Genomic DNA, 15,777 nt, shown 5'->3' on the forward strand with positions numbered 1-15,777 from the left:
GATGAATGAAGGGCGGCTCGCTAGATGATCCGGGGACGCCCAGGAACGCGGTCTTCGGGCAACTCTCCTTTCAGCAATAGGCCGAACAGGAACTCAACTCTATCCGCAAGTGGAGAAAGTGCATCGCTTTGTCTAGCTTCGTTCCGAAGCAGTTGAGCGAAGAAGTAGATCTCGTTCAGAAGGTCTCGCGGGAGACTATCGGAACCTTGAAGGCGTCGGGCAATGCTCCCGATGCGGGCAATCACGGCGTCAAAACGCTCGGAACGGACTTGACGGGCGGTTTGTAACGGGACGGCGAATTCCGAGATCTCGCGCTTGAGTTCGGTGATGTCGTTAGAGAGAGCGTTCATCTGGAGCCTCCGACAATTGCGTCGAACGGAATGGAATGAAAGATCGTGACTTCTTGAGCCCAGATCGAACGATGATACGGCAGGCCTCGCATGCCGTTAGCCCGCGGCGCATGCTGCCAGACCTCTACCTGCATCGATGGTACCTTGCTGAGGTCGATTGTCACGATGCCGTGTCCGCTGTCATACGCCCGAGCGACGTCGAGACTGCGGGTCGTAGAGATCCACGGGCTGTTCGCTACCGCACCGCCCGCACCGGGACCCGCGTTGGCCACGTGCTCCGCCGCCGTCCACGTACCGCTTGGTGCCTTAGCAGTTAGCCCGCGACCTGCAGCCAGCGCCTCTGCATCAGCGGCAGTGAGTGCGCGATAGACGATGTCGCCACCAGCTCCCGGCGCTGCCGCAAGGTCTGCAGGCGGCAGGTCGACGGTGTGAGGTGGAGCCGTCGCGGGGGGTCTGGCGCGAGGCGGGGACGCAGCAACCTTCACCGGACGAACCCCGAGCCCCTGACCGGCAACGCCGGCGCCGGCTGAGTAGGCCGCGTCCAGTAGCTGCAGGTCCTCCGCAAGGTCGCTCCGCCAGTTGATCCCGCTGAGCTTCTTGCGGTGGGCGCTCACTAGACCGGCGATGCGAGCCTCGAGCCCGGCGTTCTTCAGCTGTGCATCGGAGACCCGCCAGAGCTCCGACGCGTACTCGCTGACCCGCGCGGCGCCCGTGCCAGCGTGATCGTTGGGATCGAAGTTGTCGACGGTACGCCCGCCTGGGTAGAGCCATGTGGCTCGTGCCCCCTCGATCCACTTCATGCGCGAGCGGTCAGCGACGCGGAGATTGGCTTCGTACTCGAGCGCGAGTGTCTTGCGAAAGGCCGCGATCAGTGCGTCTTCGGCTGCACGTTGAGCCGCGCGCTTCGCCTCCGCGCGCTCCGCTGCACGGTCGCGACGGTGTGGCGCGGCCGCCATCGTGTCGTCCCACTCGCTCCCCTCCGGCGCGCGGCCGTCCACGTCGCGCAACGTCACGGGACTCCCGCGGCAGTACGCGTACCGGTTGAATCCCCCCGCGAGCCCGATCGGATCCGCCGCCGTCCACCTCCCCAGCCACGGCGCGTAGTACCGCGCCCCATGCAGCGCCAGCCCAGTCTCGTCATCCCGCTCGCGCGCGAGGTACCGATGCCGCCGCGGACTCACCCCGAGCTCGCTCGTCACCGCGCGCACGGCCGTCGTGCCCCATGGGTGGTACTCCTCCCGCGAGATCACCTTCCCCGCTCGATCCACCTCCACCGCCACCGACCCGAGGTGATCGTGCAGCGCGTACCGCCAGTGCACGACGTCGCACGCGGCCCCCTCGCGCTTGGTCTTGCGATCGATGCGCAGCCCCGCGTCGCCGAACACCTCGGTCTCGGTGCGCTCGATGACCTGCACGGCCCCGTACGCACCGCGCTTGCCCTTGATGAAGACCTCCACGCCGTCGACCACGCGGCGGTCTTCGACGACGCTGCCGCCCTTGACCACGTACTTGCGCACGCGCACGCCACCGGCGTACTGGAAGTACGCCGTCATCGTGCCGATGCGGACGCGGTCGAGCTCACCGACCTCGTTCCACCGCAGATCGTCCACGTGCGGCATCGCGAGCATGTGCCCACCCGCGTCGTGCCGGTACCGCTCGAACAGCTCCGCTTCATGCCGACCGGTCGCGCGCAGGCGGTTGCCGCGATCGCCATACGCGTACACCCGGGTGTACGAGCCGGCGCCCGCGGCGTGCTCGAGCCGCAGCAGGTTCCCCGCCGCGTCGTAGCGGTAGCGCTGCACGTACTGCCGCAGCGCGCCGGCGTCGTTCGGCTCGGCGGCCACGACTGGTGCGCTCGCGCGCGGCGTCTTGCCGTCGATCTGACCGATGTGCTCGCGACCGGTCGCCTCGACCAAGCGGTACAGCGCGTCGTAGCGGTAGTCGTTCACGGCCGCGTGCTTCGCGTTGCCCGCGTACACCGCAGGACGCGACGCATCGGCGATCCGCACGATGTTGCCGAGCGCATCGTGGGTGTAGCTCAGCCCCTGCAGCGGCGTGCCGTTGGCCGCCACGCTCGAGCACGACACCAGCCGCTCGGTCTGCCCGTCGTAGCTCAGCCGCGTGGTCGCGGCGCCGCCGTGCTGGACCAGCAACGGTCGACCGAGATGATCGAACGCATCGACCTGGTACACGGTCGCGAGCTCGCCACCCGCGAGCCGATCGTCCCGCTCGATGCGCTCGAGCAGGCCGTCGTCGGTGTAGTGCCGCCGCTGCGATGCGCCCAGCGGCGGATGCACGAGCGTCGCGCGGCCAAGCGCGTCGTGCTCGGCGCTCGTGGCCCATGCACCGTCCTCGAGCACGCCGACCGACGCGAGCACGTCGTCGATCTCCGCGACGCGCTCGCAGCCCGCGATCATGCTCCAGTCGACGCGCGGGCGCTCGTCGTGCTCGGCGAGCCAACGCGGTAAGTCGACGAGGCGACGCGTGGTCGCCGTCGCGTTGCCGTCCATGTCGTACGACTCGAACCGCGTCTCGCCGGCGCCGTCGTAGACCCGCAGCAATCGACCGCGGTGCCGCCCGCCGGCCGGCGCACCGCCCTCGCCGTGGGCGGCATCGTTGGTGCCGTCGCCGTACACACGCTTGCCCAGCAGCACACCGCGGCCACCCTCGTGCACCCAGTCCTCGATCGGTCGCCGCAGCGCGTCGAAGCGCCACGTGAACACCCGACCCTGCGCATCGACGGACACCACCGGCGCGCCGATCGCATCCACCAGCGCCAACGACTCGCCCGCGTCCGCCGACACCACGCGCAGCGTCCGCCCGAGCATGTCGGCCTCCCGTCGCTCCGCAAGGTTGCCGCGCGCGTCGACCACCGCAACCACGTTACCCGAGACGTCCTGCCGCTGTCGCGTCGCGTGCATCCGAAACTCGCCGCTCGCGGCACCCTGCGATGACGCGTCCTGCTCGCGCAGGCTCGAGAACGTCGCGCACGGCCGACCGAGCACGTCGTAGCGCACGATCGTCGGCGTGTGCGCGTAGACCTGCGCCTGCTGCACCACCGCAGCGCTCGCGGCACCACTGCCATCATTCTTCGTCTGCCGCGCCAGCCACTCGCTGTCGTGCGCCGTGTCGCCGCGATCGAACACGATCTGTGCCCACGCGCCGTACTGCGTGCGCTCGTGGGTGCCGTCGGCGTGGTCGACCCGCACGCAGCGTCCGAGCGCGTCGTAGTGCATCCGCGCCATGGTCTTGCCGGGCGCGTCGCCGTAGTGCTGCGAGCTTGCGATGGTCGGTGCCTCCGTGCGCACCGGCAGGCCCTTGTTGTTGACGATCGTGCGTCCGCTGACGCGGAACTTGCCGCCCTGGGTGCGTGCGCGGCTCTGCAGCACGCCGCCGCCGCCGTCGAAGTACGTGACCGAGAGCGCGACGCGCTCGGTGTGCTCGCCGTGCTGCAGGCGCACGTACGCGGTCGTCGAGGTCGGCCTGCCGTTGCGCGCGAAGGCGTGCGCGTCGTGGTGGTAGCGGCGGGTCGGATGCTGGTGGCTGTCGCCTTCTTCGCCGAGCTTCGCGAGCGCCGCGGCGTCGCTGCCGAAGTCCTTCGCCGCGCGCTTGACCGCCTGGCGCCCGCGCGTGACCTCGCGGATCACCCGACCCAGCGCGTCGTACGCGACGACCACGGTGGTGTCGTTGGGGTCGCTCGTCGCCCACGGCGCGAGCACGCGGTAGTCGTGGATCGCGTCGCTGCGCAGCGGCGGGCCGCCGGCAACGAGCGTCTGCGTGGCCGTCACGCACAGGCGATGCGCGTCGTACTCGGTCTCGCCGACCTTGGTGCCGAACGGATCGTACTGCGCGACCGGCAGGTAGAACTGCGCCGGGTCGAACACCGTGCGCCCCGAGGGCGCCCACCAGCTGCCGTCGTCGTGGACGTAGCCGGCCGCGCCCAGCAGCTCGGGCAGCGGCTGCAGGCCCGCGATCGCCAGCGGCGTGTCGAACAGCGCCGCGGCGCGCGTGGTGTCGAGCTGCGCGAGCGTGTGATGGGGCAGCGCGAACGCACCGATCACGCCCAGCGGCAGCGCGGCCTTCCCATCACCGCCGTCGCAGTACAGCACGCGCGAGCATGACAGCAGCCGCCGGGCAGGCCCGCCGCTGGGGGCCGCATGGAAGCCGATCTCGCTGCCCCCGCTCGCCGCCGACACCAGCGCCGCAAACGACAGCGGCGCGCTCGGGTCGACCGCCACGCCGGTGACCTCGAAGCTCGCGGTCTCGAACACCACGCCGATCCGCACGCTCCCGTGCGTGTCGCGGTTGGCGATCTTCGACACCGTCGCGACGATCACCGGCTGCAGCTGCGCATCGACCATGTCGCCGTCGCGCAGCACCGCGTCGTCGTCGACGGGCTCGAAGAACGGCGGCTCGCGCCCGCCCGGGCCATCGGGTCGCAGGACGTCGCCGGTGGTCGCGTCGATGCGCACGACGCCGCCGCCGCGGCTGGTCCACGTCGCATACGCCGGCGCATCGGGGCCGAGCACGCCATCGGCCGTCGGCACCGGCGGCTCGATCGCCGCGGCGAACATGAACACCTCGGTGCGGCGGTTCTCGGCCTGCGCGACGTCGTCGTCGGTCGCGACCACGGGGTAGTGCTCACCGCCGGCGGCCACACCGATCGTGGTGCCCTCGGGCAACAGCGCCTCGCGGGGCTCGTCGCCGGGTTGCGGTGCGGCGGGCGAGCCGGGCTCGGCCGCACCGCCCGTGCCACCATCGCGACGCATGTAGCGGGCGATGAGCGCCCGCCGCGTCAGCGGGCCCATGTCGCCGTCATCGTCGAGCCCGGCGCTGCGCTGGAACCCCGCCAGGTCACCCGCGAAGCCGACGTCGGCGAGCATCAGCGCCTCTTCGTGGGCACCCAGCCGTCGATCCTTGGGGACGCTCTTGTCGAACAGCGGCAACCACGCGTCGGCGTCGCCGCGCAGGAACGCCGCGACCGCGTGGGCGCGCTGCAGCGACAGCGCATCGTTGTCGGCGAGCTTGCCCTCGCGATCGGTGTGACCGACCACCAGCACCTCGCCGCGCGCCTCGTCGCGGTGCATCGCCGCGAGTACGCCCAGGCCCGGTCGCGCCTGCGGCAGCACGAAGCTCTTGGCCTCGTCGAAGAGGATCCCATCGAGCCGCACCTGCACGACGGCGTCGACCGGGTGCTCGGGGGTCGGCGTGGGTGGCTCGACCGGCACCACCCACTTCGGTTCCGGTACCGCCCGACGTCGAGGATACGCGACGCTGATCGTCCGCAGCGCGTTGCCGAAGTCATCGAGCTCGAGCACCGCCGACTGCGACAGCCGCGGATCGGCCAGCGCCGCCGTGCTCGCCGGCACCTCCGCCTGCGCCGGATCGAACGCCGGCTCACCCGCGAGCTCGTAGGTGTACGTCAGCGACTGCTGCGTGTGCACGTGGTGGCACGGCGTGCCGTGGGGACAGACGGCCGCCAGCGCACGCACGACGTGGGCGTGCTGCACGACCACCAGCGGCGTCGTCGGGGCCGCGGCATCCTCGCTGTAGCTCTCGACCCGCAGCGTCGCGCCCCGCACCGCCCGCAGTCCGTCGGCATCACCCGCGCACCCATCGAAGCTCACCGGCTCGAGCACGGCGGCCTGCGGGTCGGCATCGCTGTACTCGTCGCGCAGGTCGAGCGGCGCGCCGACGTGGAACCACGTCACCGTGCGCAGCGGCGCGACCACGTCGGTCGCGTCCATGCTCTGCAACGCGCTCGAGGGCCCGAGCTGCTCCACCTCGGCGCTGTCGCGCTGCTCGACCCTGGCGAAGCCTCGGAACTCGCGCTCGCGGGGGTCCCAGTGCCCGTGGTGGTACGAGAATCGCGATACGTGCCGCGTGCCCGCCACGAGGTCGCGCGACTCGACCTGCGTCACCACCGACAGCGGTCGCGGCAGCCGCGTGCGCCACGGCTGCCCGCGCACGCGATCGGCGAGTTGGAACGTCGCGCTCGACGCATACGCGACGCTCGTGCGCGCACCGAAGCCCGAGTCGTCCTGCACGAGCAGGTACGGTGGCGCGGCCATGAAGTCGACGATCGTGAGCGTCGCCTCGGGCTCGGCCTTCGCGAACGCGAACGATGCGGTGGTGTTGCCGTCGACGCAGCACAGGCTCGAGCACCGCAGCTGCTCGAGCGGCGGCACGGCGAAGCTCGCCGACCGCTGCAGCGCGTTGCCGCTGGCATTGGCCCACAGCGTCGCGCCGCGCTGGCCCAGGTACAGCACGTCGACCGGACCGAGCCCGTCGACATCGCACAGTCGCACGCGATCGATGTCGACCGGCTCGCCCAGGCCCGGCGCGTCCATCACGACCTTGCGACCGAAGCGTCCGTGGCCGAGGTTGGGCCAGTACGCGACCTCGTCGGCGCGCAGCCGCACGACATCGGGCAGGCCGTCGCCGGTCATGTCGGCGAGCACGATCGCCTCGGTGCGCACGTCGGCGGTGCCACCCTCCGCGGGCGGACGATCGCGACGCGCGTCGTACAGCACCGGGCCCGGGCCCGCATCCTCGTCGCCGTCGTGCGTGACCGCGGGCTGCAGCGTCCAGCCGTCTTCGCTGCGCTCGCCCAAGCGCCGCCACCACGTGTAGCTGCCGTCCTTCGCGACCAACACGTCGGCGATGCCGTCGCCGTCGAGATCGGCGACGTAGATCCGATGCTGCGCCTCGATCGGATCCTTGCCCACCGGTGGCGTGTGCGCGGCCGCGATCTGCACGCCGTCCTTCCAGGCCGCGCCAGCGCCGGCGAGGTCCTCGGGCTCGCGCTCGAACACCGTCGCGTCGCTGGGGCCGAACTCGACCAGCGCTGGCCGCCCCTGCGGCGCGACGTCGAGGAAGCGCTGCGCATGCAGTGCAGGGTCGGTCGACGGCGATGCGCCGAAGCCGACCCGCGCGGGTGCGCGGAAGCTGCCCGGCACATCGCCGGCGGCGCGGTGGTCGAAGTGCCCGGTGTCGCGCACCACGAGCCCCGCGAGGCCGTCGCCGTCGAGGTCGATGAGCTCGGCGTCGGTGTACTTGCCCGACAGATCGAGCGCGACGCCGCCGAGCTCGGCGGTCCCGAGCGTGCGGGTCTTGGCCGCGATGGTGCGCGGGCTGTACGTGAAGCGTCGCGGCGGCAGCGCCTCGCGATCATCACCGTCGTAACCGCGGATCGTCGCGCTCACCAGCCGCGACGCGAAGCGATCGGCCTCGTAGCCCAGCTCGAGCGCGCGCACCAACGTCGGCTTGCCCGCGTTGCACTCCGCGAAGCGATGGAACACCAGCACCCGCGCGCAGCGTCGACGCGTGCGCACCTCGAAGCCCGCCCGTGCGCTCGAGAACGCATCGGGGCGCAGCGGCCACGGCTGGTCCTCGTCGATGCGCGGATCTTCGGCGTCGTGCTGTCCGTGGTCGAACACCACCTCGAACGCGAACGGGGCCCGCGCGCCCGGGTCGTCGAACGCCGTCGGCTCGAGCGGTGCGGCCGGCAGCAGGGTGCGATTGCCGTACAGCACCCGTCGCAGGTACCGCTGCGGCTGCGGCCCGCTCGCGCCGCGCTCACGAGCGCCACCGGTCTCGACCCCACGGAGATCCTCGGCCTGCCAGCGGTACAGCACCACGTTGCCGAAGGCATCGCGCTGCTCCTGCAGCAGCCACTCGAACACGTGCGACGGGTCCTCGGGGTCCGCGATCTGCCCCTCTGTGGTGCGCCCGAAGATCGACACCACGTCGTTGCGGTCGCGCACGATCCAGTGCGCAGCTGCACCGCTGCCCTTGCGCTCGATGCGAGCGAAGCTCGACTCGACCCGCGGCCGATGGCGGCCGCCCTCGATCTTCACCAGCGCCTCGCCATCGCCGAACGCGAACACGTCGAGCTCGTCGTCGTACTCCGGCACCCCGCGCCCGTGCGCGCGCACGATCGCCTTCGTGCTCACGCGTCGGATCGACGGCACCGACAGCCGCCAGCCCCACCCGAATGGCCCGTTGCCACCCGTGCTCGCGTAGCCCAGCGACAACCCCGGCGTCAGCGCCCGCGCCCGCGGCAGCGGCAGCCCGATCGCCACCGCGCCCACCCCCGTCGGCGCGCTCGTGCTCCACGCCTCGCCCTGCTTCGCGATCGCAAAGCCACCCTCGGCCCGCGATCGATCCGGCAGCATCGCCCCGCCCGGCTCCGGCTTCGGAATCGCCGCCACGAACTCGTGGCGCTTGCCCTCCTCGAGCGACTGCGGCGCGATCGACCCGTTCGGCTGCACCCGCACGTCGACCCGCACATCGAACCCCGGCCGCGGCGCCGCCGGACCGCCCGAGCCAGCCCCCGTCACGCGCCCGTCCCTTCGCCCGCCCGCGTCATCCCGATGCTGCGTCGGCCAGCCTATGCGCGCGCGTGCACGTCGACAAGCCGCACGGCGTGGACGGTGGCGGCCGGCGCAGCCCGATCGCAAGGTCGCAGGACGGCGCGCCCGCCAGGAATCGAACCTGGGACATTCGGCTTAGAAGGCCGACGCTCTATCCAACTGAGCTACGGGCGCACGCGATCCGTGATCCCGCAGCTTGCGGGATCACGGGTGGTCGGGGCGAGAGGATTCGAACCTCCGGCTTCCTGCACCCAAAACAGGCGCGCTACCAGACTGCGCCACGCCCCGATTGCGGCCGATGATAGCCGAAAGCTCGGCGCGGCGGAATCGCCTGCGCGCGCCCTCGCATCGGCCCGCATCACAGGCCGTGGACCTGCCACCACTCGAGCAGACGGCGCAGCGCGATGCCCCGGTGGGAGCGCGCGGCCTTGTCGTCGGCGCCGAGCTCCGCGACCGTGCACGCGCCGCCGTCGAGCCACGCGTGGGGATCGTAGCCGAACCCACCGGCCCCCCGCGCTGCGGTTCGGACCTCGACGTCCCAACGCCCCTCGAAGCACTCGAGCGCCTCGCCACCGGGCAGCCGACGACCGTCGACCCGCACCAGCGCGAGCACACACGTGTAGTGGGCGGCGCTGGCCTCGAGCCCGCGGGCGCGGAGCTCGGCCACGAGCTTGCGATTGTTGGCCGCGTCGTCGCTGGGCTCGCCGGCCCAGCGGGCGCTGATCACCCCCGGCGCGCCAGCCAACGCATCGATGCTGATGCCCGAGTCGTCGGCCAGCACGCACGCATCGCCCGGCACGTCGCGCCCGCGCAGCCACACCGCGATGCCCTCGGCCTTGAGCACGGCATTGGCGACGAAGCGCTCGCCGGTCTCCTCGATCGTCGGCGGCTCGCCGAAGGCCGACGCCGGCGCCACCTCGACAGCCCCACGCAGCATCGCGTCGAGCTCGGCGAGCTTGTGGCGGTTGCCGGTCGCCACCACCAACAGGCGGCGGCTCACCGCACGCCCTCCAGCGCCTGCCGCTGGGCGTCGACCAAGCTGGCGATGCCCGACTCGGCCAGATCGAGCAGCGCGTCGAGCTGCGCACGGGAGAACGTGCCGTGCTCGCCGGTGCCCTGCACCTCGACCAAGCCACGACCGGCGAGCGCGACGACGTTGAGGTCGACGACCGCGCTCGCGTCCTCCTCGTAGGCGAGATCGAGCATCGCGGTCTGGGCCTCACCGACCAGCCCAACGCTCACGGCCGCGACGGGCGCGACGATCGGGTCGGTGGCGAGCCGCCCCTGCGCGCGCAGCTTCGACAGCGCGATCGACAGCGCCACGAACGCGCCGGTGATCGACGCCGTGCGGGTGCCACCGTCGGCCTCGATCACGTCGCAGTCGCAGACGATCGACAGCGGTCCGGTCGGCCCGACCAGCTGCGAGAGGTCGACCGCCGCCCGCAGGCCACGGCCGATGATGCGCTGGATCTCCTTGCCGCGACCGCCCGGGTCCCGCGAGCCCCGCGGCGCCGTCGCGCCGGGCAACATCGCGTACTGGGCGGTGACCCAGCCACCGCCTTGGAGCCACGACGGCGCCCGCTCCTCGACGCTCGCGGTGCAGATCACCCGCGTGCGGCCGGTGGCGATGAGGGCAGAGCCGAGCGCCTGTCCGATGAAGCCGGGCTCGATCGTGCACGGACGCAGCTGATGGGGTGCTCGACCGTCGTGTCGCATGACGTCGCGAACGCTATGCGTCCGCGCGCGCGCTTGCAACCACGTACGAAGGGGCGCCCCCGCAGCCGCGCGAGCGCCCCTTCACGAGCCCTCGAACGTCGAAGGGCTCCAGGCAGGGAAGAAGGGCTACTTCTTCTCTTCCTTCTTCTCTTCCTTCTTCTCTTCCTTCTTGGGCTCTTCCTTCTTGTCGCAGGCGGTGGTGGAAAGCGCGAACGCCGACAGCGACGCGACAACGAGGAGGCTCTTGACGAACTTCATGGTGGTTTCTCTCCCTGGGTGTTGGGGCGCCACGCGCCGACCAAACAGGGTTGCAAGAATACGCGATCCGGAGACCCAAGCGAGAAATCTGCCGGCCCATGATCGCCTGCCGCCCGCGCTGACCCGGTCGCGGCGAAAACGTGAAGCAGAATTGGAAACGGCCGGTCGTGCTCTCGCACGCCGGCCGTTCACCCGGGTCACGGGCGCAGGAGGTTCCGCGTCAGGACCCCGGAAGCACTACCACTCGCAGCCCATGGCCGCGGTCGCCTGCTTGGCGGCGTCGAGCGCACCCTTGCAAGCAGCGGCGAGGCCGTCCTTGCCCGGGCCCGCAGCGGCTTCCTTCCAAGCCTTGGCCGACGCGTCCATCGCGTCCTTCATCGAGCCACGCGCCGCCTCGGGCACCTTGTCGCTGATGCACTTGGTGTACTTCTCGATGTACTCGTCGCACTCGGGGATGCCGATCTTGTCGCCACCGCCGCCGCCGCCTTCATCGGCCTTGGCCTCTTCCTTCTTCTCCTCGGGGGCGGCGTCCTTCTTGTCTTCCGCCTTCTTCTCTTCGCCCTTCTTGTCGTCGGCCTTGGCCTTGCCGTCCTTCTTGTCCTCGGCCTTCTTGTCGTCCTTCTTGTCGTCGCAGGCGGGGACCGCGGACAGAGCGAAGGTTGCGAACACGCCGAGGAGGAGGGTGGAGGTGATCTTCATGACTTCTTGAGACTCCCGTGAGTGGGTTGGTGGGTGGCCGGATCGAGCCGTGGCGACCATACGGCGGGGCCGAGGCACGGATCCATCAGGGCTGTGTCACGAAAACGTAGGGATCGAGGCCTCGGCTCGGCCGGCTCCAGCGTGCACCGCCAGGCCTGTGCACCCGGCGGCGCGGGGGCATCGAGGCCCGCCCCTGCCGCCCTGCTCGGCCCGAAAACCGTGGGAATTCTCAACCCTTGGACCTGACCTTCGGGGCGCTCCGGGGCCGAGCACTGGGCGTATGCTCCGCCCGCCATGGCAACGATCTCCGATCCCGCGCTGCGCTCCGTGTTCCAACCGAACGAGGAGGCCAGCCCACGCGCGCTGGTCGTCGCGGGCGCATGCGGCAACGTCGGCCTCGGCAAGCTCGGGCAGTTCGCGCGGCTGTTGACCCCGCACGGGATCCCCGTGGTGGCGCTCGATCCCTCCCCTGCCGTGCACGAGCTGCCGAGCAAGCTGCGCGCGGCGTTCGGCGATCGCTTCAAGGCCGACGAGATCGATCGCATCATTGCCGGCATCACGATCGTGCAGGGCGGCCCGGAGCAGCTGCCGGCACAGCTCGGCATCGGCCTGGTGTTCGAGGCGATCCCCGAGCGACTGCCGCTCAAGCACGCCTTCTACCAGGCCGTGCACGCGCGCCAACCCGACGCGTACATCACGTCGGCGACCAGCGGGTTCCCGACCACGCAGCTCTTCGGCGAGCTGGCGGGCAAGGCTCGCTGCACCGTGCTGCACCCGTTCTTCCCCCACCTCACCAACAAGCTCTTCGAGCTACCGGTCGAGGGTGCGGTGACCGGCAAGGCCGAGCTCGGCGTGATGCGCAAGCTGTTGTCGTCGCTGGGCATGAACCTGATCGAGGTGCGCGACGTGCCGGCGTTCGCGGCCGATCGGCTCTTCTGCGGCATGATGCTCGAGGCGGTGCGGATCCACGACGCGCTGGGCCTCTCGCCGGCGCAGATCGACGACGCCTGCCGACACCTGCTCGGCACGTCGCCGTTCTACGTGCACAACATGATCCCCGGCGCCAACTACCTCTCGGCGCACTGCATGCAGCTGATGGCCGCCGAGGTCGACTCGACGCTGTTCGCGATCCCCGAGTGCTGGCGCCCGTACATCGAGGACCCCAAGAAGCAGTGGCCCTACGAGCGCGGGCAGAGCTGCCCGCCCGATCGCGTGCCCGAGGTCCGCGCGCGCATGTTCGGCATGCTCATCGCCTTGGTCGCCGGCATGGTGGAGGGCAAGGTCGCGTCGCTGCCGGCGATCAACTTCCTCAGCGAGCAGGCGCTGGCGTTCCGCGAGGGCGTGCCGGCCCTCATCGCGCGCCTGGGCCTGCCGCAGGCACGCGAGCTGCTGGCTGCGTTCGTCGACGAGCTCGGCATCACCCACGCCGATCGCGTGGCGCCGGCGTCGGCGCTGCAGCCGGGCGCGGCGGCGTGGAACCGCATCTACGTCGACACCGCCGTGCACGATGGCGTGGGTCTGCTGTCGCTGCGCCGCACGACGTTGTCGGACACGTTCCTGGCCGAGATCGACGATGCCTACCAACAGCTGTCGGCTGACCCGAACGTGAAGGCGATCGTGCTGGCACCCGATGGCCGACACAGCCGCGAGTTCGGCCACGGTGCCGACCTCCAGGCGTTCGTGCCGGTGCTCGGCGACGAAGCGGCCGCCGCCGCGCTCATCGACCGCTGGAAGCGGACCTGCACCAAGCTGCGCAGCGGCAAGCCGACCGTCGCGGCGTTGGTCGGTCGCGCGCTCGGGGGCAGCCTCGAGCTGGCCGCGGCCTGCCACGCCCGCATCGCCGCCAGCGGCACCAAGCTGGCCTTCCCCGAGACCACCGTCGGTGTGATCCCGGGGCTCGGCGGCTGCCACATGGTCCACCGCGCCAGCCGGACCGACGCCGCCGCGGCGATCGATCGCGCGCTGCTCACCGGCGCGACGATTGCGGCCGAGACCGCCGCGTCGTGGGGCTTCGTCCACGACGTCGTGCCGGTCGCCGAGCTGCCGGGCAAGAGCATGGCCTTCGCACGTGCACTCGCCGATGGCAGCACCGCGATGCCGAGCTTCCGCGCCGAGGGTGCGGCCCACGAGGTCGCCACCGACGTGCCCGGCACCAACGAGGCCGGCGTGAAGCTGTCGGCGGCGCTGCGTGAGCTGCTGGTCGCGACGATCCGCGATGCCAACGGGGCCACGCTGGCCGAGGGCGCGGCGATCGAGTCGCAGCGCGCCGCGCAGAGCCTCGCGGCACCGGCCGCGAAGGTCGGCGTGACCGCGATGCTGCGGGGCAAGCCGCCAGTGTTCGCCGATCCGATCGGCTGAAGGCCGGCGGCGCGCGAGCTCGCCCGCGGTCGGTATCGTCCGTGATTCCGCGGTGCAACGGCCCCCACGCACCGCCGAGGGGGTTGCACCGCGCCCGCTTCGGTGCCTACCCTGTCACCCAGGCGCCTACATGGTCGCCATGGAGCGTCCCCGCATGCGCCGTCCGCTCGTCCGTTGCCTCCTCCTCGGCCTCGCCGCCTGCGCCCCCGACCGCGGAGGCGAGGCCGACGACACCGGTCGCGGCGCGGGTGGCAAGGCCGACGACGTCGCGCCCCCGGGGGCGTGCGCCGAGGTGTTCGACGGTCGCCAGGGCTTCTCGCGCAAGCTCGTCGATCCCACGATGCTGAAGGATCCGATCGCGCAGTTCGTGCTGCGCGCCGAGGGCAGCTGCCCACGCACCGCCGCGGACGTCATGGAGGTGCTGGCGATGCGCGACGGCGTCGATTGTGCGGTGCCAACCGGCACCGGCACCGCGGTGGTCTCCGAGACGGCTCAGGTCACTGGCGTCGCCGACGGCTTCCGGGCGATCACGATCCGCGATTGCGGCGGCCGCCCCGAGCACGGCCTGGCGATCTCGATGGCGAACCTCCACGGCGACAGCACGCGGGTGCCCGACGATGCCGAGTTCATGGCCTTCGATCCCACGCTCGGCAGCTTCTCCTTCTACACGCTGCAGGGCGGCGTGTGGACCTTCCACGGCACCTCGCAGGATCTCGTCACGCCGGGCACCCAGTCCCGCTGCGCGCAGTGCCACGCCGACGGCGGCATGATCATGAAGGAGCTCGACACGCCGTGGGTGCACTGGGAGGGCGACGCGACCACGCCGGGTGCGGCCACGCTGATCGACGCCATCGACGATCTCGGCACCCGCCGTACCGGCTCGGATCTCGAGCAGACGGTGCTGGCGGCCAACCGCGAGTGGACGGAGATCTGGCTCAAGAATCTGCTGCTGGAGGGTGACCTCGAGCGGGTGCTCGCGCCGCTGTTCTGCACCCACGAGTTCAACCTCGGCACCGCGGCCAAGGCGGTCGACGATCCGGTGCGCTTCGTGCCGGCCGAGGCGCTGGTGGACGACGTCTTCGACGCCGGTGCGTTCCCGCTGCAGATCAACGTGACGCCGGCGTCGTACGACGCGGCGATCGCCGCGAGCGGCCAGCGGGTCCAGCGGGGCGGCAAGGCGCTGCGACGGCCCGATGGCAGCGCCGCGATCGACACCCACTTCAAGCTCGCGTTCGTGCAGCGCGCCCGCGCCGATCAGCAGTTCGTCGAGCGCCTGCAGCAGGTCGGCGTGATCGATCGAGAGTTCGCGATGGACGTGCTGGCGATCGACTTCACGCGACCGGTGTTCTCCGCCGAGCGCTGCGCCCTGCTCGAGTTCGTGCCCGCGCTGCCCAAGCTCGCGACCGGCCAGCCCGACGGCGCCGCGGCCGTGAAGCAGAAGTTCGCGGAGCTCATCGGCGACTGCTGCATGCCCCACGACGGCGGCGGCTGCAGTGGCGAGGCCGTGCAGGCCTGCGTGTGCGCGCAGGACGAATTCTGCTGCACCGACGAGTGGGACGGACTGTGCGTGAACCTCGTCAGCGAGCGCGGCTGTGCGGCGTGCCCGGGTCGCGAGGGCGAGTTCGCCAACCCCGAGGTGGATCTGGTTGCGTCGCTGCCCGAGCGCATCCGCGCCGGCTTCATCGCCAACCTGAAGGCCGCCGCGCCGGCGCCCGAGTCGGCCGCCGGCCAGCTGCTGGCGAACCTGCAGAGCGACGGCGGCACGCAGACCCACCCGCAGCGGGTCGCGGAGTTCTTCGCGGCCTGCAACGCGCGCCCCGACGACGAGCGCATCCGCGACGTGCTGGCGGTGATCTCGGCGCGTCGCACCGAGGCGCGCAACAGCCCGCTCATCGAGCACGAGGCCACGCTGCCGGTCGACGACCTCGAGGTCCCGCTGGGGACCTCGCTCGATCCGGTGACCTGCACGCTGGTCGAGCCGTGACGGCGCGCCGACGCAACCGACGCCATCGAGCCGCCAC

Annotated in this window: 7 protein-coding genes and 2 tRNA genes; 2 read left to right on the forward strand and 7 right to left on the reverse strand. The window is 71.3% G+C overall.

Annotation, left to right across the window (positions count from 1 at the left end; translation table 11 throughout):
• Positions 1-20: 20 nt before the first annotated feature.
• The 7 genes from IPH07_06615 to IPH07_06645 all read right to left on the reverse strand — a co-directional run bounded on the left by IPH07_06615 (position 21) and on the right by IPH07_06645 (position 11,398).
• On the reverse strand, positions 21-350 hold the full coding sequence (locus tag IPH07_06615; GenBank protein ID MBK6917055.1) for a hypothetical protein: 330 nt from the start codon (positions 348-350) through the stop codon (positions 21-23).
• Positions 347-8,692, reverse strand: a complete 8,346-nt coding sequence (locus tag IPH07_06620; GenBank protein ID MBK6917056.1) for a hypothetical protein — start codon at positions 8,690-8,692, stop codon at positions 347-349. Before IPH07_06620 ends, IPH07_06615 begins: the two co-directional genes overlap by 4 nt.
• Before the next feature lie 133 nt (positions 8,693-8,825).
• Positions 8,826-8,899, reverse strand: a tRNA-Arg gene (locus IPH07_06625).
• A gap of 37 nt (positions 8,900-8,936) precedes the next feature.
• A tRNA-Pro gene (locus IPH07_06630) sits at positions 8,937-9,013 on the reverse strand.
• A gap of 70 nt (positions 9,014-9,083) precedes the next feature.
• The gene (locus IPH07_06635) at positions 9,084-9,725 is read right to left on the reverse strand and encodes a non-canonical purine NTP pyrophosphatase (GenBank protein ID MBK6917057.1); all 642 of its coding nucleotides are present in this window, start codon (positions 9,723-9,725) and stop codon (positions 9,084-9,086) included.
• On the reverse strand, positions 9,722-10,441 hold the full coding sequence (gene rph / locus IPH07_06640; protein ID MBK6917058.1) for a ribonuclease PH: 720 nt from the start codon (positions 10,439-10,441) through the stop codon (positions 9,722-9,724). The genes IPH07_06635 and rph overlap by 4 nt, the downstream gene beginning before the upstream one ends.
• 495 nt (positions 10,442-10,936) lie before the next feature.
• On the reverse strand, positions 10,937-11,398 hold the full coding sequence (locus IPH07_06645) for a hypothetical protein (protein ID MBK6917059.1): 462 nt from the start codon (positions 11,396-11,398) through the stop codon (positions 10,937-10,939).
• A 294-nt stretch (positions 11,399-11,692) separates the two neighbouring features.
• Here IPH07_06645 and IPH07_06650 point away from each other — a divergent pair, with 294 nt between their 5' ends.
• Both IPH07_06650 and IPH07_06655 read left to right on the forward strand, forming a co-directional pair.
• Entirely contained in the window at positions 11,693-13,756 is a 2,064-nt protein-coding gene (locus IPH07_06650; protein MBK6917060.1) for an enoyl-CoA hydratase/isomerase family protein, read from the forward strand.
• Positions 13,757-13,895: 139 nt separating this feature from the next.
• Complete coding sequence (locus tag IPH07_06655; GenBank protein ID MBK6917061.1) at positions 13,896-15,740, forward strand: hypothetical protein; 1,845 nt, start codon at positions 13,896-13,898, stop codon at positions 15,738-15,740.
• The last annotated feature ends 37 nt before the right edge of the window (positions 15,741-15,777 follow it).

The sequence above is a fragment of the Deltaproteobacteria bacterium genome (assembly GCA_016709225.1).
In the GTDB taxonomy this organism is placed as follows: domain Bacteria; phylum Myxococcota_A; class Polyangia; order Nannocystales; family Nannocystaceae; genus Xiheibacterium; species Xiheibacterium phototrophicum.

Bases quoted from the DNA above. Each gene is read 5' to 3' on its own strand.
- IPH07_06615 (MBK6917055.1), bottom strand. From the start codon at position 350: ATGAACGCTCTCTCTAACGACATCACCGAACTCAAGCGCGAGATCTCG.
- rph (MBK6917058.1), bottom strand. From the start codon at position 10,441: ATGCGACACGACGGTCGAGCACCCCATCAGCTGCGTCCGTGCACGATC.
- IPH07_06645 (MBK6917059.1), bottom strand. From the start codon at position 11,398: ATGAAGATCACCTCCACCCTCCTCCTCGGCGTGTTCGCAACCTTCGCT.
- IPH07_06650 (MBK6917060.1), top strand. From the start codon at position 11,693: ATGGCAACGATCTCCGATCCCGCGCTGCGCTCCGTGTTCCAACCGAAC.
- IPH07_06655 (MBK6917061.1), top strand. From the start codon at position 13,896: ATGGAGCGTCCCCGCATGCGCCGTCCGCTCGTCCGTTGCCTCCTCCTC.